The organism is Dactylosporangium sp. NPDC006015 (assembly GCF_040614215.1).
GTDB classification, from domain to species: domain Bacteria; phylum Actinomycetota; class Actinomycetes; order Mycobacteriales; family Micromonosporaceae; genus Dactylosporangium; species Dactylosporangium maewongense.
In genome coordinates this window covers 89,829-109,911 of sequence record NZ_JBEXUD010000007.1, presented here as the reverse complement: position 1 = coordinate 109,911, position 20,083 = coordinate 89,829, and the positions used below count along the sequence as shown (strand labels likewise).

General features: G+C 73.0%; 20 protein-coding genes. 5 read left to right on the top strand and 15 right to left on the bottom strand.

The window, feature by feature from the left end; genetic code table 11:
* The first annotated feature begins 52 nt into the window (after nucleotides 1-52).
* Together ABZ321_RS14600 and ABZ321_RS14595 are read left to right on the top strand one after the other, a co-directional pair.
* A complete protein-coding gene (locus tag ABZ321_RS14600; protein ID WP_344511941.1) occupies nucleotides 53-1,738 on the top strand; it encodes a PHP domain-containing protein in 1,686 nt (561 codons plus the stop codon).
* Nucleotides 1,738-2,115 carry a hypothetical protein gene (locus ABZ321_RS14595; RefSeq protein ID WP_344511943.1) on the top strand — a complete coding sequence of 126 codons (378 nt, stop codon included), beginning with the start codon at nucleotides 1,738-1,740 and terminating at the stop codon, nucleotides 2,113-2,115. The genes ABZ321_RS14600 and ABZ321_RS14595 overlap by 1 nt, the downstream gene beginning before the upstream one ends.
* A 64-nt stretch (nucleotides 2,116-2,179) precedes the next feature.
* Here the strand turns inward: ABZ321_RS14595 and ABZ321_RS14590 are convergent, their stop codons facing one another.
* The 4 genes from ABZ321_RS14590 to ABZ321_RS14575 are packed head-to-tail and all read right to left on the bottom strand — an operon-like array spanning nucleotide 2,180 to nucleotide 8,005.
* Nucleotides 2,180-2,974: an isoprenyl transferase gene (locus tag ABZ321_RS14590; protein WP_344511945.1), complete on the bottom strand. Its 795-nt coding sequence runs from the start codon at nucleotides 2,972-2,974 to the stop codon at nucleotides 2,180-2,182.
* Nucleotides 2,971-3,765, bottom strand: a complete 795-nt coding sequence (gene recO, locus ABZ321_RS14585) for a DNA repair protein RecO (protein WP_344511947.1) — start codon at nucleotides 3,763-3,765, stop codon at nucleotides 2,971-2,973. Before recO ends, ABZ321_RS14590 begins: the two co-directional genes overlap by 4 nt.
* A 10-nt stretch (nucleotides 3,766-3,775) precedes the next feature.
* On the bottom strand, nucleotides 3,776-4,663 hold the full coding sequence (era, locus tag ABZ321_RS14580) for a GTPase Era (RefSeq protein ID WP_344511949.1): 888 nt from the start codon (nucleotides 4,661-4,663) through the stop codon (nucleotides 3,776-3,778).
* Between the two features lie 15 nt (nucleotides 4,664-4,678).
* Entirely contained in the window at nucleotides 4,679-8,005 is a 3,327-nt protein-coding gene (locus ABZ321_RS14575) for an FtsK/SpoIIIE domain-containing protein (protein ID WP_354891204.1), read from the bottom strand.
* Nucleotides 8,006-8,214: 209 nt separating this feature from the next.
* On the opposite strand from ABZ321_RS14575, the gene ABZ321_RS14570 reads away from it, so the two are divergent.
* Complete coding sequence (locus ABZ321_RS14570) at nucleotides 8,215-8,913, top strand: HAD family hydrolase (RefSeq protein WP_354891203.1); 699 nt, start codon at nucleotides 8,215-8,217, stop codon at nucleotides 8,911-8,913.
* A gap of 4 nt (nucleotides 8,914-8,917) precedes the next feature.
* On the opposite strand, the gene ABZ321_RS14565 is transcribed toward ABZ321_RS14570, so the two are convergent.
* The 6 genes from ABZ321_RS14565 to ABZ321_RS14540 are packed head-to-tail and all read right to left on the bottom strand — an operon-like array spanning nucleotide 8,918 to nucleotide 13,569.
* The gene (locus ABZ321_RS14565; RefSeq protein ID WP_344511955.1) at nucleotides 8,918-9,814 is read right to left on the bottom strand and encodes an aminotransferase class IV; all 897 of its coding nucleotides are present in this window, start codon (nucleotides 9,812-9,814) and stop codon (nucleotides 8,918-8,920) included.
* A gap of 4 nt (nucleotides 9,815-9,818) precedes the next feature.
* Nucleotides 9,819-10,349: a MarR family winged helix-turn-helix transcriptional regulator gene (locus ABZ321_RS14560; protein ID WP_344511957.1), complete on the bottom strand. Its 531-nt coding sequence runs from the start codon at nucleotides 10,347-10,349 to the stop codon at nucleotides 9,819-9,821.
* Nucleotides 10,350-10,367: 18 nt separating this feature from the next.
* On the bottom strand, nucleotides 10,368-10,721 hold the full coding sequence (locus tag ABZ321_RS14555; protein ID WP_344511959.1) for a cytidine deaminase: 354 nt from the start codon (nucleotides 10,719-10,721) through the stop codon (nucleotides 10,368-10,370).
* Nucleotides 10,714-12,042 carry a hemolysin family protein gene (locus ABZ321_RS14550; RefSeq protein WP_344512080.1) on the bottom strand — a complete coding sequence of 443 codons (1,329 nt, stop codon included), beginning with the start codon at nucleotides 12,040-12,042 and terminating at the stop codon, nucleotides 10,714-10,716. The genes ABZ321_RS14555 and ABZ321_RS14550 overlap by 8 nt, the downstream gene beginning before the upstream one ends.
* Entirely contained in the window at nucleotides 12,030-12,482 is a 453-nt protein-coding gene (ybeY, locus tag ABZ321_RS14545) for an rRNA maturation RNase YbeY (RefSeq protein ID WP_344511961.1), read from the bottom strand. The genes ABZ321_RS14550 and ybeY overlap by 13 nt, the downstream gene beginning before the upstream one ends.
* Before the next feature lie 22 nt (nucleotides 12,483-12,504).
* Entirely contained in the window at nucleotides 12,505-13,569 is a 1,065-nt protein-coding gene (locus ABZ321_RS14540) for a PhoH family protein (protein ID WP_344511963.1), read from the bottom strand.
* 249 nt (nucleotides 13,570-13,818) lie between these two features.
* Here ABZ321_RS14540 and ABZ321_RS14535 point away from each other — a divergent pair, with 249 nt between their 5' ends.
* Complete coding sequence (locus ABZ321_RS14535) at nucleotides 13,819-14,589, top strand: VOC family protein (protein WP_344511965.1); 771 nt, start codon at nucleotides 13,819-13,821, stop codon at nucleotides 14,587-14,589.
* Between the two features lie 68 nt (nucleotides 14,590-14,657).
* Here the strand turns inward: ABZ321_RS14535 and ABZ321_RS14530 are convergent, their stop codons facing one another.
* Both ABZ321_RS14530 and ABZ321_RS14525 read right to left on the bottom strand, forming a co-directional pair.
* Complete coding sequence (locus ABZ321_RS14530) at nucleotides 14,658-16,007, bottom strand: serine hydrolase domain-containing protein (protein ID WP_344511967.1); 1,350 nt, start codon at nucleotides 16,005-16,007, stop codon at nucleotides 14,658-14,660.
* Nucleotides 16,004-16,354 carry a histidine triad nucleotide-binding protein gene (locus ABZ321_RS14525; RefSeq protein WP_344511969.1) on the bottom strand — a complete coding sequence of 117 codons (351 nt, stop codon included), beginning with the start codon at nucleotides 16,352-16,354 and terminating at the stop codon, nucleotides 16,004-16,006. Before ABZ321_RS14525 ends, ABZ321_RS14530 begins: the two co-directional genes overlap by 4 nt.
* A gap of 42 nt (nucleotides 16,355-16,396) precedes the next feature.
* Here ABZ321_RS14525 and ABZ321_RS14520 point away from each other — a divergent pair, with 42 nt between their 5' ends.
* Complete coding sequence (locus ABZ321_RS14520; protein WP_344511971.1) at nucleotides 16,397-17,134, top strand: SDR family oxidoreductase; 738 nt, start codon at nucleotides 16,397-16,399, stop codon at nucleotides 17,132-17,134.
* Nucleotides 17,135-17,141: 7 nt separating this feature from the next.
* Here the strand turns inward: ABZ321_RS14520 and ABZ321_RS14515 are convergent, their stop codons facing one another.
* The 3 genes from ABZ321_RS14515 to hrcA form a co-directional block, all read right to left on the bottom strand.
* On the bottom strand, nucleotides 17,142-17,837 hold the full coding sequence (locus tag ABZ321_RS14515) for a 16S rRNA (uracil(1498)-N(3))-methyltransferase (RefSeq protein WP_344511973.1): 696 nt from the start codon (nucleotides 17,835-17,837) through the stop codon (nucleotides 17,142-17,144).
* 61 nt (nucleotides 17,838-17,898) lie between these two features.
* Entirely contained in the window at nucleotides 17,899-19,023 is a 1,125-nt protein-coding gene (gene dnaJ / locus ABZ321_RS14510) for a molecular chaperone DnaJ (RefSeq protein ID WP_344511975.1), read from the bottom strand.
* 32 nt (nucleotides 19,024-19,055) lie between these two features.
* Nucleotides 19,056-20,078 (bottom strand): heat-inducible transcriptional repressor HrcA, encoded by a 1,023-nt coding sequence (gene hrcA, locus ABZ321_RS14505; protein WP_344511977.1) that lies wholly within the window; start codon nucleotides 20,076-20,078, stop codon nucleotides 19,056-19,058.
* Nucleotides 20,079-20,083 lie beyond the last annotated feature (5 nt).

Genomic DNA, 20,083 nt, shown 5'->3' with positions numbered 1-20,083 from the left:
TCTGAACGGAGCCCCCAACATGGGCCACGGCCACCACCATCACCACGAGGACATGCCGCAGGCTGCCGGCGACGTCCCCGCGGTGCTCGACGCCTCGATCCCCGACAGCGAGCTCTCCCCCGGCGACGTCTCCCGCCGCGGCTTCCTGCGCCGCGCCGGCCTGCTCGGTGCCGCGGCCGCGGCCGGCGGTGCCCTCGCCGGCGCCGGGACCGCGCACGCCCACGGCGACGACGACGACCACGCCGGCTTCGACGGCTACGACCGGCACGGGCACGGCCGCCCGCTGGGCAACGGCTACAAGTGGCTCGCCGGCGACCACCACATCCACACCCAGTTCTCCAGCGACGGCATGTACCGGGTCTCCGACCACGTGCGGCACGCCTCCGCGTACGGGCTGGACTGGATGGTCATCACCGACCACGGCAGCACCGGCCACGTGAAGATCGGCGTCGACAAGGTCAACCCCGACATCCGGGCGGCCCGCGACGACTACAAGGACGTCCTCGTCTTCCAGGGCCTGGAGTGGAACATCCCGGCCGCCGAGCACGGCACCGTCTTCGTGCACCCCGGCGCCAACGAGGTCGCGGTCCTGAAGGAGTTCGAGAACACGTTCGACGGCTCCGTCGTCGGCGCCGTCGACCCGTCCCTGGTCACCGAGGCTCTCGCCATCGCCGGCGTGAAGTTCCTCGGCGAGCAGGTCACGAAGCGGCGGGTGCAGGACGCGCTGTTCCTGGCCAACCACCCCGCCCGTAACGGCATCGACTCGCCGCACGAGATCCGCGGCTGGCGCGACGCCAACCCGCGCATCGCGATCGGCTTCGAGGGCGCCCCCGGCCACCAGGCCGCCGGCATCGCCAAGCCGACCGGCGGCGGCTCCGCCCGTGGCTTCTACGGCAACGCGCCCGGCGCCGCCTCGTTCCCCGGCTACCCGCTGGAGAGCTACCGCACCTGGGGCGGCTTCGACTGGATGACCTCCACCGTCGGCGGTCTCTGGGACAGCCTCCTCGCCGAGGGCAAGGCGTGGTGGATCACCGCGAACTCGGACTCCCACGTCGTCTACGAGGAGACCGCGAAGCGCCCCGACAACACCGACTTCAACGCCAACGGCTACCACTTCGACCCGGTGTACGGCCAGCCGGCCAGCCTCACCCCCGGTGACTTCTGGCCCGGCTACTACAGCCGTACCCACGTCGGCGCGCGCAACTTCGGCTACGCCGCCGTCATGGAGGCCCTGCGGGCCGGCCGCGTCTGGGTCGACCACGGCGGCCTGATCAGCGCCCTCGACGTCCAGGTCCGCGCGGGCGGCTCCGGCGTCACCCTGGGCGACTCGCTGGTGGTCCGCCGCGGTCAGCGCGCCGAGCTCACCATCCGCATCAAGCTGGCGAACACGCCGAACTGGGCGAACTTCGTGCCGACCCTCGCCCGCGTCGACGTGATCCGCGGCGCCGTCACGGGCGCCGTCTCCGACAAGGACACGTTCAAGGCCCCCGACACGAAGGTCGTGAAGTCCTTCGAGGTCAACAAGTCCACGGGCACGGTCGCGTTCACCTACGACCTCGGCCCCGTCGACCAGCCCTTCTACGTCCGGCTGCGCGGCACCGACGGCAACCGCACCGCCCCCGGCTACCACGGCCCGGCGGTCGACCCGGCGGGCCCCGCGATCGACGTCGTCGGCGACGCCGACCCGTGGAAGGACCTCTGGTTCTACGCGAACCCGATCTGGGTCTACCCCCGGTAATGGGATTTCCCGACGTCACGGCGGCCGACCACCACATCCTGGTGGGCGGCCGCCCCGCGTTCACGTACTTCGAGGGCGGCGAGGTCCAGGTCGGCACGGGCACTGCGCCGGAGGGCGCCCGCGCCGTGCTCTTCCCAGGCTGGGAGAAGCTCACCGGCGTGCTGGCGGTCTCGACCGTACTGGCGGACTCCGCCATCGACCGCGTCGTCATCCTCGGCGGCCTGACCGCCGTCCCGGAGATGCTGATCGACACCGGCGACTTCGTCCGCCCCATCTGGCGCGACGGCGTGCTGACCCTGGTGACCCAGTTCGCCCGCGGCGGCGTCCTCGTCCCGTTCGAGTCTGCCTCCCAGCGCCCCTGCTGCCAGGACCACTGATCGCCGCCGGCGGTGCCGTCTCCGGCCCTGCCGGGGACCGCACCGCCGGCGAGCGCCGCCAGTTTCAGCTGGTCAAGGTTGGTACGACGGGGTTGGGGATGGCGCCGCCGAAGCGGCGGTCGCGCTTCGCGTAGACCTCGCAGGCGTACCAGAGGTGGCGGCGGTCGAAGTCGGGCCAGAGGGTGTCGACGGAGACGAACTCCGCGTACGCCGCCTGCCAGATCATGAAGTTGCTGGTGCGCATCTCGCCGGAGCTGCGCACCAGCAGGTCGACGTCGGGCAGGTCGGGCTCGTCGAGGTAGCGGGCGAAGGTCTTCTCCGTGATGCGGTCGGGCTTGAGCCGGCCCGCCTGCACGTCCGCAGCGATGCGGGCGGCCGCGTCGGCGACCTCGGCCCGGCCGCCGTAGTTGACGCACATGGTGAAGGTGAGCTTGTCGTTGCGCTTCGTGAGCTCCTCGGCGTACTCGAGCTCGTTGATGACGCTGCGCCACAGCTTGGGGCGGCGGCCCGCCCAGCGGACGCGGATGCCCATCTCGTGGAACTCGTCGCGACGGCGGTGGATGGTGTCGCGGTTGAAGTTCATGAGGAAGCGGACCTCCTCGGGGGACCGTTTCCAGTTCTCGGTCGAGAAGGCGTAGGCGCTGACGTACTTGACGCCGAGCTCGAGCGCGCCTTCGATGACGTCGAAGAGGGCGGCCTCGCCGGCGGTGTGGCCGGCGGTGCGGGGCAGGCCGCGTTGCTTCGCCCAGCGGCCGTTGCCGTCCATGATGATCGCCACGTGCTGCGGCACGGCCTCTTTCGGCAGCGCCGGCGGGCGGGCGCCGGTGGGGTGCTGCGACGGCGGACGGAATCTGCTCACGAACTGTCCTTTCGATCCCGGGCGCGGCCACGGGTGGTGTCGTCCCGGTCTACCAGCGGGAGCGAGCGTAGCGCCCGCTCCAGGTGCCACTGCAGATGCGCCGCGACCAGCCCGCTGGCCTCGCGCCGATGGTTGGGCTCGCTGGCGTCGGCGACCAGCCAGTCCGACGAAGCGAGCGCCGCCATCAGTTCGATCGTCGCAGGCGCCGGGTGCGACGCGCCGGGCGGGCGGCAGTCGGGACACACGGCGCCGCCGGCGGGCACGGAGAACCCGCGGTGCGGGCCGGCGGTGCCGCAGACGGCGCACTCCCGCAGCGCGGGTGCCCAGCCGGCGATGCCCATCGCGCGCAGCAGGTAGGCGTCCAGGACGAGGCTGCTGCCGTGCTCGCCGAGGGCGAGGGCCTTGATGGCGCCGAGGGTCAGCTGAAACAGGCGCAGCGCCGGCTCCTGCTCGACGGGGGTGAGCCGTTCGGCGGTCTCGGCGATCGCGGAGGCGACCGTGTACCGGGGGTAGTCGTCCATGATGCGGCGGCCGTACAGGTCGACGCCCTCCACCTGGCTGATCACGTCGAGGCTGCGACCTTCGAGGAGCTGCACGTCGACGTGGCCGAAGGGTTCGAGGCGGCCGCCGAACTTCGACATGGTCTTCCGGACACCCTTCGCGACGGCGCGGATGCGGCCGTGCCGGCGGGTGAAGAGGGTGATGATCCGGTCGGACTCGCCCAGTTTCTGCACCCGCAGGATGACCGCGTCGTCGCGGTACAGCTTCCCCTTGAACCCGGCCCCGGACACCGAAGAACCCTCAGAAGCCCAGGCGGCGCAGCTGCTTCGGGTCCCGCTGCCAGTCCTTGGCGACCCGGACGTGCAGGTCGAGGTAGACGCGGCCGCCGACGAGGTCCTCGATCGCCCGGCGGGCGCGGGTGCCGACGTCCTTGAGGCGGCTCGCCTGGTGGCCGATGACGATCGCCTTCTGGCTGGAGCGCTCCACGTAGACGTCGGCGAAGACCCTGGTCAGGCCGCCTTCCTCGACCAGCACCTCCTCGACCAGGACGGCGATCGAGTGCGGGAGCTCGTCGCGTACGCCTTCGAGGGCGGCCTCACGGATGAGCTCGGCCATGAGGACGTGCTCGGGTTCGTCGGTGAGCATGCCGTCCGGGTACAGCTGCGGCGACTCCGGCAGGTGTTTGATCATGACGTCGACGAGGGTCTGGACCTGCGCGCCGGAGACGGCGCTGACCGGCACGATGTCGGCGAAGTCGCCGAGCTCCTGCACGGCGAGGAGCCGCTCGGCGAGCTTGCCGCGGTCGACGAGGTCGGTCTTGGTGACGACCGCGACGAGGGTGGCCTTCAGCTCGGCGATCTCGCCGGTGATGAAGCGGTCACCGCGGCCGATCTCCTCGTCGGCGGGCAGGCAGAGGCCGATCACGTCGACCTCGCTCCAGGTGGCCCGGACGAGGTCGTTGAGCCGCTCCCCCAGCAGGGTCCGCGGCCGGTGCAGCCCGGGGGTGTCCACGAGCACGAGCTGCGAGTCCGGCCGGTGTACGACACCGCGGACGGTGTGCCTGGTGGTCTGCGGCTTCGCCGACGTGATCGCGATCTTCTGGCCGACGATCGCGTTGGTGAGCGTCGACTTGCCCGCGTTGGGCCGGCCGACGAAGCACGCGAAGCCTGCGTGGTAGTTGTGCTGCACGGTGGTTCAGCGTACTCAGACCTCGAGCTGCAACTGGCGGGGGCGTTGTGCAGGTGTTGTGACGGTGCGTGCGTCGGGTGGTGTGGCGAGGGCCGTCTGCAGCTCGATCGTGCCCTCGACGAGGCCCCGGCCGGCGGATCGGAGCACGATCCGGCCGGGCATGAGCCGGGACAGGGCCGTCGGCACGGCGCTGCGCTGCTCGGTCGCGAGGACCAGGTGCACGCCGACCGCTTTGCCGTCGCCGGCGAGCCGGATGAGGGCGTCGTTGAGCCGTACGTCGTGGCCGTCGACGAGGACGAGGACGCGGGCGCCGGCGTGCTCGGCGAGCGCGGCCCGCTCCACGACCAGCTTGTCGATGGTGGCGAGCAGCGCCTCGGCCTGCTCGACGGCGGTGCCGTCGACGCGGTACACGCGCAGCCTGGTGCCGTCGAACCGGGCCGAGAACGAGGCGGCGACCGTGTCGAGCAGGCTGCTCTTGCCGCCGCCGGTGGGTCCGAAGACGAGCAGGTGGCCGAGCTCGTCGAGGTCGAGCTGCCAGACCTGGCGGGCCTGCGAGTTGGGCAGGTCGACCATGCCGATCGCGGCGGAGAACCCCGACCCGTGACCTGCCGTCTCCGGCTGCGTCAGCTCTTCGAGGGTGTACGACTGGGCGAGCGGCGGCTGCCAGGGCCGCGGCTGGTCGGGGACGCGGGCCTCGCGGTGCGCGGCGCTGATGGCCTCCACGAGCCGCTGTAGGTCCGTCGGCGCGGACTCGTCGCCGCCGACGGGTGCGTCGAGGGCTTCGCGGTCGATGAGCCCGGACTCGAAGCGGACCTCGGTGACCGTGGTCGGGGTGGCGCGGCGGCCGGCCGGGGACCGGAACCCGCCGTAGGCGACCTGGACGGCCTGGAAGCCGCCCTCGGTGGTCCGCACGAACGCCCGCCCGGCGAGCAGCGGCGACAGGTGCGCCGCGTCGGGGCGTTCGAGCACCTCGAGGCTGTCGGCCTCCTCCTCGACGCGCAGCGCGATGCGCAGGTCGGCCTCGGCGCGCAGGTCGTCGTCGACGGCACCGTGCGGTTTCGCGGTCGCCAGCAGCAGGTGGACGCCGGCGTGCCGGCCGCGGCGGGCGAGCTCCCGCAGGGCGGGCACGAAGTCGGCGGGGGCGTCGACGAACTCGGCGACGACGACGAGCAGGTTCGCCGGGGCCGCCGCCGGGAACTTGCGTTCCATCTCGACGATGTCCTTGACCGAGTGCCGGCGCAGGACGGCCTCGCGGCGGCGCAGCTCCGCGTTGAGCGACACGAGGACCCGGCGGGCCTGGTGCGGGTCGGTGTCGGTGAAGACGCCGACGGTGTGCGGCAGCGAGACACATTCAGCGAAGGTGCCGACGGGCGCGGAACCCGGGTCGGCGTCGGCGGCCGGATCCGACCCGGAAACGGCACCGGAGGCGGGCGGGAAGTCCATGAGGACGAACGTGAGACGGTTCGCCGGGTAGGTGGCGGCCAGCGCGGCCAGGTAGGACCGCAGCAGCCACGAGCGGCCCGAGCCGCCCACCCCCGCGACGAGCCCGTGCGGCCCGTCCCGGCGCAGGTCCACGCTGACCGGCCCGACCCCGCCGGCTGCCATGCCGCCGAGCCCGATCGGCGCGGCCAGCCCGCGGTCGCGGGTCGACGGCACCCAGCGCTTCACGATCGCGCTCGGGCTCAGCTCGGTCAGGTTCAGCACCTCGGCGAGGGGCGCGACGCGCGGCGCGGCGCTGCCGGCGGCGTCGGGCGTGGCGGCGAGCGCGTGCGCGACCCGTGTCGCGACGTCCGCCGGCAGCGGCTCGCCGTCCTGCACGGAGACGCCCGGGGGCAGCTCGTCGCGGGTCGGCGCGCCGACCAGCAGGCTGATCCCGCAGCGCGGGCCCTCCTCGACGAGGCGGGTCAGGGACGCCGGCGGCACCAGCGACGGATCGGGCAGCACGACGACGACGTGCGGCACGAACGACTCGGCGATCGCGTGCCGGCCCCGGCGCCGCTGGCGCAGCAGCGCCTCGACGAGCGCCAGGACCTGCAGCCGGTCCTCCTCGCCCGCGGCGATCGTGCGTGCGCCGGGGGCGATCGCGGCGGTCAGCGTCCGGGTGTGCGGCAGCCAGCCGGTCCAGGTCCACTCCGGCGCGTCGCTGAGCACGACGACGGCGAGGTCGGTGGGGTTGGCGAGGGTCGCCAGCTGGGTCAGCCAGGAGCGCAGCACCCCGTCGGTGACGCCGGTGGGGCCGGCGACGCCGAGCGCGCCGAGGACCCGCAGGTCGGCCTCGACGGGCACGTCCCGGTCGACGGCGTGCCGGGCCCGCAGCGTCTCGGTCCGCTCGACGTGGGCCGGGTCGGCGTCGGGGCCCGGCGGCGGCTGTTCGAAGCGGAGCCGGCCCGGCAGGTCGGCGGTCCGCAGCCGCAGCGTGAGGAAGTCGCGGTCGTCGGGGCGGCGGGCCCAGAGGCCACCGGCCCGCACCGCGGCGAGCTCCGGGTTGTCGATGCCGCCGGCGTACCGGTCGGCGGCGCGGGCGAGATGCGCCAGGCTCGGTGTCGCGGCGCGGCGCATCCGCAGCACCGCCCGGTGCTTGACGGCGGCGTCGGCCTCGGCGCGTTCGACGGCGGCGGCGAACTCGGCGACCGGGTCGAGGGTCGAGCGCCGGAACGCCAGGCGCCGCTTCTTCGGCGGCTGCGGCACCGTCGGCAGCCACACGGCCGGCGCCGCGCCGACGGGCATGTCGAGGGCGGGTGTCTCCTCGACGGTGACGAGGGTGCCGGCGAGGCGCAGCAGCTGCCCGGGGGCGAGGGTGACGGTGCCGGTCAGCGGCTCGCCGTCGATGGTGGTGCCGGCCGGCGAGCGCAGGTCGGTCGCGGCGACCTCGTGGCTGCCGATGCCCAGGTGCAGGTGGCGGCGGCCGGCGGCCGGGTCGGCGAGGACCAGGTCACCGGAGGGGTCGGTGCCGATGACGAACTCCCCCGCCGGCAGCGGCAGCCACCGTCCGGCGTCGGGCCCGGCGACGACGAGCAGCTCGAAGCGGTGCTCGGCGGGCGCGACCGGCGTTTCGGGTGCCTGCTCGGGCGGGCCGAGCACGATCGTGTCGCCGCACCGCAGCCCCTGCGCGCCGAGCGGGCGGGCCGGGTCGAGGCGGCGGCCGGTGCGCAGGTTCCACGCCCAGGTCGCCTGCTGCGGCCGGTCGGCGGGGTCGAGGTCGCTCAGGAGCGCGGTGATGAGGTCGGTGACGGTGCCGCCGTGGTCGGCCCGGAGGCGGACCGTGCGGTCCCGTCCGGTTGACAGCGACGACGGCGTCGTGCCGTCCCGTCGCGCCACTCGCACGTCGATCAGCAGGTCCATGGACCGGCCCCTTCCTTCCCGCGCAGTGCGTCCGTCGGCTACCTGTCGGCGTTGTCCAGTAGGCCTGGTGGCGGGGCGGGCGCACTGCAGGGCTCCGCATCCGACAGTAAGCGCCGGAAGGCCGAGTGGATCGCATCGACGCGCACCAGGATTCCGTCACATACAGCAGTAAAACTGGCGGAAAGCCGCGTCGGTTACCCTCGTCAGCCATGACGGTACGAGTGGCGATGTGGTCCGGCCCCCGCAACATCTCCACCGCGATGATGCGCAGCTTCGGCGCGCGGGCGGACACGGTGGTGGTCGACGAGCCGCTGTACGCGCACTATCTGGCCGCGACCGGCATCGAGCACCCGGGCCGGGAGGAGATCCTGGCGTCCCAGCCCGTCGACTGGCGGGAGGCCGTGTCGGCGCTGGTCGCGGACGTGCCGGCGGCGGTGCACTACCAGAAGCACATGACCCACCACCTGCTGCCGGACATCGGCCGGGAATGGCTGGGGGCGGTCCGCAACGCGTTCCTCGTCCGGGACCCGGCGTACGTGGTCGCCTCCTACGCGAAGGTCCGTGGCGAGCCGACCCTCGCCGACCTCGGCTACGAGCAGCAGGTGGAGATCTTCCGCGCGTACGGCGGCCCGGTCGTCGACGCCGCGGACGTGCTGCGCGACCCGGCGGGCACGCTGTCGCGGCTCTGCGCGGCGCTCGGCGTCCCGTGGGACCCGGCGATGCTGGCGTGGCCGGCCGGGCGGCGCGACACCGACGGGGTGTGGGCGCCGCACTGGTACGCGGCGGTCGAGTCCTCGACGGGCTTCGCCGCCTACGACCCGCGCCCCGCCGACGTCCCGGAGCGCCTGCGGTGGCTCGTCGACGCGGCCGCCCCGCTCTACGCGGAGCTGTCCGCGCACAGCCTCTGAGCCGCTACAGCCGCTGGGCGTGCTTGCGGGCATGGTCGCGGTACGTCTCGGCGAGGCGGCTCGTGACGGGGCCGACGGTGCCGTCGCCGATGGGGCGGCCGTCGATCCGCACGACGCCGGCGATCTCGCCCATCGTGCCGGTGCAGAAGACCTCGTCGGCGGTGTACATCTCGACCTGCGACACGTCGCGGACGGCCACGCTCAGCCCCTCGCCGGGCGCGAGCCGGATGACGGTGTCGCGGGTGATGCCCTCCGGGCAGGCGACCGCCCGCGGCGTGACGAGACCGCCGTCGACGACCGCGAACAGGTGCGTGGCGTTGGTCTCCGCGACGAACCCGCGGCCGTCGAGCATCATCGCGTCGTCGGCGCCGGCGAGGTTCGCCTCCATCTTCGCCAGGATCGAGTTGATCAGGTTGTTGTGGTGGATCTTCGGGTCGAGCACGTCCGGGCCGGGGCGCCGCACGCTGGAGGTCACCAGGGAGAGGCCGCCCGTGTCGTACACCGGCGGCTTGTGCTCGGCGAGCACGATCAGCGTGCAGCCGGACGCGTTGAGCCGCGGGTCCATGCCGCTGGTGACCTTGACGCCCCTGGTCAGGGTGAGCCGCACGTGGACGCCGTCGCGCATGGCGTTGGCGTCCAGCGTCGCCCGCACCGCGGCCACGATCTCCTCGTCGGCGGGGATCCGCTCGAAGCCGAGCGCCAGGGCCGAGCGCCGCAGCCGCGCCAGGTGCTCGCGGAGGCCGTAGACGCCGCCGTCGTAGACCCGCAGCCCCTCCCAGACGGCGTCGCCGCCCTGCACCACCGAGTCGAACGGCGAGATCCCCGGCTCGTCGCGGTGCCGCAGCACGCCGTCGACCCAGTAGCGGATGTCGGCGTTGCGGGGGTCGTACTGCTGCAGCACGTGTTCAGGCTCCTTCGGATACGGCCTCAGCGGCCTCAGCGGCTTCGTCGCCCAGCTCCACCAGCAGCTCCCGCAGGTGGCCGGCCGCGGTGAGCAGCAGCTCGTCCGGCACGGGGGCGAAGAGCCGCGCCTGCGCCCTCGTCACGGCCCGCACGACCCGCTCGGCGACCGTGACCCCTTTCGGCGTCAGCCTGACCCAGGCGACGCGGGCGTCGGCGGCGTCGGCGGCCCGCTCGATCACGCCGTCCTGCTGCAGCCTGCGCAGCACGTTGCTGATCCCGCCGGACGTGAGCAGCAGGCTGCCGGCCAGGTCGGAGGGTTTCAGCGCGTACGGCGCACCCACCCGCCGCAGCGCGGACAGCACGTCGAACTCGGCCGGCGTCAGCCCGACCGCCGCCGTCTCGGCGCGGACGACCTCCTGCAGCCGGCCGGCGAGCCGGTGGATCCGCTTGCCGAGCTCCATCGCGGGCCCGACCGTGTCGGGCAGCTGCACCCGCCACTCGTCGACGACGTCGTCGACCCGGTCTCTGCGCACCAACGTCGATCCCCGGCGTCAGTCCGCGATGGTGGCGAAGACGACTGCGTCGGGGGCGGCCAGGTGGATGGGGGCGGACGGCGACACGTCGCGGACGGCGGCGCGGCCCAGGGTGTCCAGCGACGACGCCTCGGTGACGACGGCGGCGGCCTCGATCTTGCCGGCGCCGGACGCGACCGCCATCGCCACCGCCAGCTGCAGCGCGGTGACCGACAGGGACGGCAGGGCGACGGAGGCGGCGTTGTAGGTGCGGCCGTCGCCGTCGCGGACGGCGGCGCCCTCCGCGGCGCCGATCCGGGCGCGGGCGGCCCGGGCCAGGGTCACCAGCTTCGCGTCCTCCGCGGAGAGCTGCGAGGGCTCTGACTCAGGCATCGGCGTGCTGCCTTTCGCTGTCGTGGCTGGCCTGCTCCTCGTCGTCGGGGTCGGCCCGGCGGACGAGCAGGGTGTCGATGCGGTTGCGGCGGCCGGCGGTGCCCTCGGCGAGCAGGTGCAGGCCGCCGACGACGGCGGCGGCGCCGGGGATCGGGACGCGGCCGAGGGCCTGCGCGAGGAGGCCGGCGACGGTCTCGACCTCGTCGGCTGGAAGCTCCACGTCGAACAGCTCGCCGAGGTCCTCGACCGGCAGGCGGCTGGTGATCCGGTACGCGCCGTCGGGGAGTTCCTCGACCGGGGGGCGCTCGGCGACGTCGTACTCGTCGGTGATCTCGCCGACGATCTCCTCGAGGATGTCCTCGATCGTGACGAGGCCGGCGGTGCCGCCGTACTCGTCGATGATGATCGCCATGTGGGTGCGGGCGGCCTGCATCTCGCGGAGCAGGTCGTCGACGGGCTTCGACTCGGGGACGAACGTGGCGTCGCGCATGATCTGGGCGACGGGGATGTCGCCGGCGGCCGCGTCGCCGGACGTGCGGCGGACGAGGTCCTTGAGGTAGGCGATGCCGAGGACGTCGTCGACGTTCTCCCCGACGACGGGGATGCGGGAGAACCCGCTGCGCATCGCGAGCATGAGCGCCTGGCGGACGGTCTTGTGCGTCTCGATCCAGACCATCTCGGTGCGCGGGACCATGACCTCGCGGGCGATCGTCGTGCCGAGGGCGAACACCGAGTGGATCATGTCGCGCTCGCCGTGCTCGACGACGCCGCGCTGCTCGGCGAGGTCGACGAGCTCGCGGAGCTCGATGGTGGTGGCGAAGGGCCCCTCGCGGTAGCCCTTGCCGGGGGTCACGGCGTTGCCGATGAGGATCAGCAGCCGGGCCAGGGGGCCCAGGGCGGTGCCGAGCCACCGGACCGGGGGCGCGGCGATCCGGGCGACCGCGTAGGCGTGCTGGCGGCCGATCGTGCGCGGGCCGACACCGACGACGACGAAGCTCACCACCGTCATCGAGCCGGCGGTGATGAGCGCGGCGAGCCAGTCGCGGTCGCCGCCGACGGCCGCGGCGCTGACGAGCGCGACGAGTGTGGTCGCGGTCAGCTCGCACAGCAGCCGCAGCAGCAGGAGCAGGTTGATGTAGCGGGCCGGGTCGGCCGCGATGACCTGCAGGGCGTTGGCGCCGGGCTTGCCCTCCCGGGCCAGCTCGTGGGCACGGGCCGGCGACACCACGTTGAGCGCGGCGTCGGACATCGCGAACAACCCTGCCACCACGACCAGCCCTGCGGCGGTCGTCAGCAAGGTCACGTCACTCACTTGCGCCAGCTCTCCAGAAGCCGTGCCTGCAGGCCGAACATCTCGGCCTCCTCCTCGGGCTCGGCGTGGTCGTAGCCCAGCAGGTGCAGGGTGCCGTGGACGGTGAGCAGCGCCAGCTCGTCGATGGTGGCGTGCCCGGCGGCGGCGGCCTGCTTCGCCGCCACCTCCGGGCACAGCACGATGTCGCCGAGCAGCGCGGGCTCGCCGCCGCCCTCGCCGGGGCCGTGGTCGACGCTGCCCTCGTCCATCGGGAAGGCCAGCACGTCGGTCGGGCCGTCGCCGTCCATCCAGCGGTGGTTGAGCTCCGTCATGTACTCGACGTCGACGAGCAGGATCGACAGCTCGGCGAGCGGGTTGACCCCCATCTCGTCGAGCGCGTGCCGCGCCACCGCGAGAATGGTGTCGGAGTTGACGTCGACGCCGGACTCATTGGCGATCTCGATGGACAACAACTGCTCCTGTTAGCCGGGGTTACCTGCGGCGCCCGCGGTCGGGCACAGCACGCACCGGCGGCTTCTGGGCCTCCTGTGCCTCCTGCGCCTCGTCCCACTTGGCGTAGGCGTCGACGATCTCACTGACCAGCCGGTGGCGCACGACATCGGCGCTGCCGAGCTGGGCGAAGTGCACGTCTTCGACGTCACCGAGGATCTCACGGACCACCCTGAGGCCGCTGCGGGTGCCCCCGGGTAGGTCGATCTGCGTCACGTCGCCGGTGACCACGATGCGCGAGCCGAAGCCGAGCCGGGTGAGGAACATCTTCATCTGCTCGGGCGTCGTGTTCTGCGCCTCGTCGAGGATGATGAAGGCGTCGTTCAACGTGCGGCCGCGCATGTACGCCAGCGGCGCGACCTCGATCGTCCCGGCGGCCATCAGCTTGGGGATGGACTCCGGGTCGAGCATGTCGTGCAGCGCGTCGTACAGCGGGCGCAGGTACGGGTCGATCTTGTCGTAGAGCGTGCCGGGCAGGAAGCCCAGCCGCTCGCCGGCCTCGACCGCCGGCCGGGTCAGGATGATCCGGTTGACCTGCTTGGCCTGCAACGCCTGGACCGCCTTCGCCATGGCGAGGTAGGTCTTGCCGGTGCCGGCCGGGCCGATGCCGAACACGATCGTGTGCTGGTCGATCGAGTCGACATACCGCTTCTGCCCGAGCGTCTTCGGCCGGATGGTGCGGCCGCGCCGGGAGAGGATGTTGAGGGTCAGCACATCGGCGGGGCGCTCCGTCGTGTTCTGCTGGAGCATCCCGACGGTGCGCCGGACGGTGTCCTGGGTGAGCGTCTCCCCCTTGCGCACCAGCTCGATGAGCTCGCTGAAGATGCGCTCGGCCATGGCGTTGTCCGCGGCCGCGCCGGTGATGGTGATCTCGTTGCCCCGCACGTGCACGTCGCTGCTGACGGCCCGCTCGACGAGCTTGAGGATCTCGTCTCCGGCGCCGAGCAGCCTGACCATCGTGTGCGGGTCGGGGACCGTGATCTTGCTGATGGCCCGCACGGGCGGCTCCGACGACACTGCCGGTGCGGGGGTTGGGGTCTCGGTCATACGTCGGCCGCGTAGGGCCTCAAGCACCTGCTTCCGGGGCTCGCTCCTGCTGGGGTTGTCCCAGGCTCTTCATGGTATCGGCTGACCGCCCTTGAAGCCGTTCCCATTTCTTGCCGATGCCCGGTTAATGCCTTATAGGCTTTATATCCGGTTGGTTGTCGCCCGATCATGTCCTTTGCGCTGAAAGTCCGGACAGGCCCCTCCGCCCGGTGGTACTGAGGCAGAGGACCACATCGACAGGGAGGCCTGATGGTCGAGCGCAGCGGATACGTCGACGGTGAGCCCTGCTGGGCCGACCTGGTCGCCCCCGACCTCGCCGCCGCACAGCGGTTCTACTCGGCGCTGTTCGGATGGACGTTCCTGGACACCGGCGCCGACTTCGGGCATTACGTCATGTGCCTCAAGGAAGGCAAGGTCGTGGCGGGGATGAGCCCGCCGATGCCCGGCGCGGAGCAGACGCCCGCCGCCTGGAGCCTGTACCTCATGTCACACGACCTGGAGGACACCGCCCGCCGGGTCGACGCCGGCGGCGGCAAGATCATCGTCGCGCCGATGGACATCCCGGGCAACGGCCGGATGCTCTTCGCCCTCGACCCGTCCGGCGCCGCGTTCGGCGCGTGGGAGCCGGGCCAGCACACCGGCTCGCAGCTGTTCGACGAGGACGGCGCGCTGTGCTGGGCGGAGGTCAACACCCGCGAGCCGGACCCCGTCGACGCCTTCTACCAGGGCCTCTTCGGCTACCGGCAGGCCCGGGTCGAGGCCGACGAGCAGTTCGACTACACGGCGTGGAGCCTCGGCAACGCCGACCCCGTCGCCGGGCGGCTCACGATGACCGACGCTTGGGAGGGCATCCCGCCGCACTGGATGGTCTACTTCGCCGCCGCCGACACCGACCGCGCCGCCGACCTGGTCCGGTCGGCGGGCGGCCAGGTGCAGCACGGGCCGTTCGACTCCCCGCACGGCCGCATCGCGGTCGTCGTGGACCCCAACGGCGCCGTCTTCACGATCATCTCCCGCTGACCGCGCCCGGCCGTGCGGCACCGCCGGGCGCAGGGCGGCCCGCGACGACCCGCGGCGACCCGCGGCGGTCAGAAGCGGTACTTGTCGAACGTCTCCTGGCCGCGCGTGAAGCGGTACGTCGCCCAGTGCAGCCGCTCGACCGTGCCGTCCCCGGCGCGGGTCAGCCGCAGCAGCTCGCCCGCCTCCCGCCCGGACACCGTGCGGAACACGTCCGGCTGGCCGTCGACCGGCGCGAAGACCGCCGGGGGACGGTTCGCGGGCTGGTCCGCCTGCCGCGCCTGCAGGGCGCCGGAGTGCCAGCTGAAGACGTACTCGAAGCCCTCACCCCACCAGCGGCCCAGCAGCGAGCGGTACCGCTGCGGCGGCGGCTCGGCCGGCTGCCACGGCGCGATGTCGGCCGGGTCGCTCTCGACCGCCGCGGCGAGCAGCCGGTGCGTCAGGTCGATGACCTCACCGGCGGTGCCGGACGAGCCGAGCGCCGCCGCCCCGAACGCCGCGGGGGTGCCGGCGCCGCCGACCCGCCCGTAGGCGCCGGCGAGGAACCCCGGCATCGCCCCGTCGTGCCCGACGTGCACGATCCGGTCGCCGCCGGGCTGCGGCTGCAGGATCAGGCCCAGGCCGATCCCCCGCGCCCACAGCACGTCCTCGGTGACGGCCCGCGGCGCCCGCATCTCCTCGACCGTCTCCGCCGCCAGGACGCCGCCGGAAGGGTCGACCGCGCGCGGGTCGGCCAGGAACGCCGCCCACTTCGCCAGGTCCGCGGCGGTGCTCCACAGCTGCGCCGCCGGGCCGACCGCGCCGAAGTCGTCCGGGGGCTCCGGGTGCGCGTAGTCGGACCAGGCGTCGACCTGGTAGCCGACGACCGGCCGGGCCGGCGTGACGACGACGTCGTCCAGGCCGAGCGGGTCGAGGATCCGCTCCCGCAGCACCTCCTCCCAGGTGCCGCCGCGCAGCCGCCCGGCGAGGTGCCCGAGCAGGGCGATCGCGAGGTTGGAGTAGTGGAACCGCCGGCCGGCCGGCAGCACCCGCTCGGCCCGGTCGAGCTGGTCGAGCAGCGTGTCCACGTCAGGCGCCTGCATCGTGTCCCAGACGTCGCCGAACGGCTCACGCTGCAGCCCCGACAGGTGCGACAGCATCCTGCCGACGGTCAGGTCGCCGTGCGCCTTCACCGGCAGGTGCCGGGAGATCGGGTCGTCGAGGTCCAGGAGCCCCTCGTCGCGGCACTGCATGACCAGCACCGCCGTGAACGTCTTGGTGACCGAGCCGATCCGCAGCTGGCTGCGCTCGTCGACGTCCGCGCCGACGGTGAACGTCCACAGCGGCCGGTCCGCCCGGTGGATCGCGACGCTCAGCGCCGGAACGCGGGCCTCGGCCTGGACCTGACGGGCGAGCCGCTCGTACTTCTCGAGCGCGGTCATGCCGCCAGCATCCGGCCGAGCGGGCGGCCGCCGAGCACGTGCCCGTGCACGTGGAAGACCTCCTGGCCGCCGAACCGACCGGTGTTGAAGATGAGCCGGTACCCGTCGCCGGTCAGCCCCTCCTGCTCCGCCACCGCGGCGCAGGCGGCGAGCACCTTCCCGGCGAGCGCCGGGTCGGCGGCGGTGAGCGCCGCGACGTCGGCGTGATGCGCCCTCGGGATCACCAGCACGTGCGTGGGCGCCTTCGGGTCGATGTCGCGGAACGCCAGGGTGTCGTCGGTCTCGTGGACCACGGTCGCCGGGATCTCGCCCGCGACGATGCGGCAGAACAGGCAGTCATCAGTCACAGTCGCATCGTATGTGTCCTGCGGCTCTTGTACGGTGCTGCCATGGCTGGACGCAAGGTGTTGGTGACAGGGGCATCCCGCGGCATCGGCGAGGCGGTCGCGCACGCGTTCGCCGCGGCGGGCGACACGGTCGCGGTGCACCACCGCGACTCGGCGGACCTCGCCGAGAAGGTCCGGGCGGCGCTGCCCGGCGACGGTCACGTGATCGTCTCCGGCGACCTGACCGACCCCGCCGCCGTCCAGGCCTTCGTCGACGGCGCGGCACTCTCCCTCGGCGGCCTCGACGTGGTCGTCAACAACGCGGCCGTCGCCGTCGAGCACCCGATCCTCACCGATGACTACGCCACCTGGCAGGCCGCCTGGCAGGTGACCCTGGCCGCCAACCTGACCGGCCCCGCCAACGTCTGCTGGTGCGCCGCCCGCCACCTCGGCGAGGGCGGCCGGATCGTCAACGTCTCCTCGCGCGGCGCGTACCGCGGCGAACCCCGCTACCCGGCGTACGGCGCCGCCAAGGCCGGCCTGAACTCGCTGACCCAGTCCCTCGCCCTGGCCCTGGCCCCTCGCGGCATCGCCGTCAACGCGGTCGCCCCGGGCTTCGTCGCCACCGACATGGGCAACGCCGTCATGGCCACCGGCGACGGCGACGCGATCCGCGCGCAGAGCCCGTTCAACCGGGTCGCCCGGCCCGAGGAGGTCGCCGAGGCGGTGCTGTTCCTCGCGGGCTCGGAATGGTCCTCGGGCGCCGTCCTCGACCTGAACGGCGCCTCCTACTTCCGCTGAGCGGTCCTCACCAGCGGCCGAGGCGGACCGACAGGGCGGCCAGGGCGGCGGCGCCCGCCGTCGACGTGCGCAGGACCTCGGGGCCCAGGCGCACCGGGACGGCGTCGGGGAACGCGGCGAGCTCCTCCGGTGCGATGCCGCCCTCGGGGCCGACGACCAGGGTGATGTCGCCGTCGAGGGGGACGGTCGACAGCGGTTCCGACGCCTCCTCGTGCAACAGCAGGACGGTGCCGGTGAGGGAGAGCTGCTTCGTGGTCCGCGCGTCGGTGACCTCGGGCAGCCAGGCGCGGCGGGACTGCTTGACCGCCTCGCGGACCGTGGACCGCCACCGTTCGACCGGCTTGGCGTCCTTCCACCGCGCGATGCTGCGGGCGGCCTGCCACGGGACGATCCGGTCGACGCCGAGCTCCGTCATCAGCTGCACGGCCAGCTCCGCCCGCTCGCCCTTGGCGATCCCCTGCACCACGGTGATCCTCGGGTCGGGCGCGGGGACCTGCTTCAGTTCGCCGAGGTCGAGATCGAGCGCACCCTTGTGCGCCGCCGCGACCACCGCCTGCCGCAGGCCGCCGCGGCCGTCGCAGAGCAGGAGCGCCTCACCGGGCGAGAGCCGCTGCACGTTGGCCGCGTGATGCCCCTCGGGCCCGTCGAGCCGCCAGTGGTCCCCGACAGGAAGATCGGGGACCAGGAAGAGCGGAAGGCTCACGCCGCGACATCCGGACCGAACAGGCCACACGCGTGAACGACCTCCGCTGCGCTCCGGCCGCTCACGCGTGTCCGTTGAACGCGTCGCGCACCCGGGAGAAGAAGCCGCCCTGCTTGGACAGCTCGGCGACCTCCTCGCCGCGGGTGCGGGCGAAGTCGCGCAGCAGCTTCTCCTGCTCCGGCTCCAGCCGCGTCGGGGTGCGCACGTCGAGGTGGACGTGCAGGTCACCGCGGCCGGTGCCGCGCAGGTGCGGGACGCCCTTGCCGCGGATGCGCAGCGTCTGGTTGGGCTGGGTGCCGGCCTTGACGTCGACCGTCTCCTCGCCGTCGAGGGTCTTGATCGTCAGCCGGGTGCCGAGGGCCGCCGCCGTCATCGGGACGGTGACCCGGCAGTGCAGGTCGTCGTCCTTGCGGGAATACACGTCGTGCGGGCGCTCGTGGATCTCGACGTAGAGGTCCCCGGGCGGGCCGCCGCCGGGGCCGACCTCGCCCTGCTGGGCGAGGCGGATGCGCATGCCGTCCTCGACGCCGGACGGGATCTTCACGGTCAGCGTGCGGCGGGTGCGGACCCGGCCGTCGCCGCCGCACGTCGCGCACGGGTGCGGGATGACGGTGCCGAAGCCCTGGCAGGCCGAACACGGCCGGGCCGAGACGACCTGGCCGAGGAACGTGCGCTGCACCGACTGGACCTCGCCGCGACCGCCGCAGATCTCGCAGGTGGTCGGGTGGGTGTTGGGCGCGGTGCCGGCGCCGGTGCAGGTGCTGCACACGACGGCGGTGTCGACGGTGATCGGTGCCTCGACACCGAACGCGGTCTCGTGCAGGTCGAGGTCCAGCCGCAGGATCGCGTCGGCGCCCGGCCGGATCCGCGGGCGAGGCCCGCGGCTGGCGGTCGTGCCGAAGAACGCGTCCATGATGTCCTGGAACCCTACGAACGCCCCGCCCTGCGGGCCGGCCCCGCCGCCACCGGGCGCGAGCGGGTCGCCGCCGAGGTCGACCATCTCCCGCTTACGCGGGTCGGACAGCACCTCGTAGGCCGCGTTGATCTCCTTGAACTTCTCCTGTGCCACAGGATCGGGATTGACGTCCGGGTGGAACTCGCGCGCCAGCCGCCGGTAAGCGCGCTTGATCTCGTCGGCCGTGGAGTCCCGTTTGACACCGAGAATTCCGTAGTAGTCCTTCGCCACTGAGTCCTATGCCCCTGACTCGTCCATGAGGTTCAACCTTGTCCCAGCAGATCGCCGACGTAGCGTGCCACGGCACGCACCGTGGCGATGTTTCCGGGGTAGTCCATCCGCGTCGGCCCGAGCACACCCATGCCGCCCACCACGATGGAGCCCGGCCCATAGCCGGTCGCCACGATCGACGCGCTGCGCAGGTCCTCGATCTCGTTCTCGTCGCCGATGCGGACCCGGGTCATGCTCGGCTCGACCTCGCCGAAGAGCTTGAGCAGGATGACCTCCTCCTCGAGCGCCTCGAGGATCGGCCGCAGCGAACCCTGGAAGTCCAGCAGGCCGCCGCGGGCCAGGTTGGCGGTGCCGGCGAGCGCGATCCGCTCCTCGGTGCGCTCGACCAGGGTCTCCAGCAGGACGGTCGACAGGACGGTCATCGGCGGGCGCAGGCTCGGCCCGGACTCCTCGACGAGCGCCTGGACGAGTGGCGGGGTGTCCACGAGGCGCTTGCCGACGAGCTTCTCGTTAATTCTGCGGCGCAGCTCGGTGACGTCGTCGGCGAGGATCGGGCCGGGCAGGTCGACCATCCGCTGCTCGACCCGGCCGGTCTCAGCGATCATGACCACCATCAGCCGGGTGGTGGACAGCGGCACCAGCTCGAAGTGGCGCACGCTGGCCCGCGACAGGCTCGGATACTGCACGACGGCGACCTGCCGGGTCAGCTGCGCGAGCAGCCGCACGGTGCGGTGCACGACGTCGTCGAGGTCCACGGCGCCGATCAGGAACCGCTCGATCGCCCGGCGCTCGGCGGGGCTCAGCGGCTTGACGCGGGACAGCTTGTCGACGAAGAGCCGGTAGCCGGCGTCGGTGGGCACGCGACCGGCGCTCGTGTGCGGCTGCCGGATATAGCCCTCCTCCTCGAGGACGGCCATGTCGTTGCGGACCGTCGCCGGCGAGACCCGCAGGTTGTGCCGCTCGACGAGGGCCTTGCTCCCGACGGGCTCCTGGGTGGCGACGTAGTCCTCGACGATGGCACGCAGGACCTCGAGCTTGCGCTCGTCGAGAGCCATGCGCA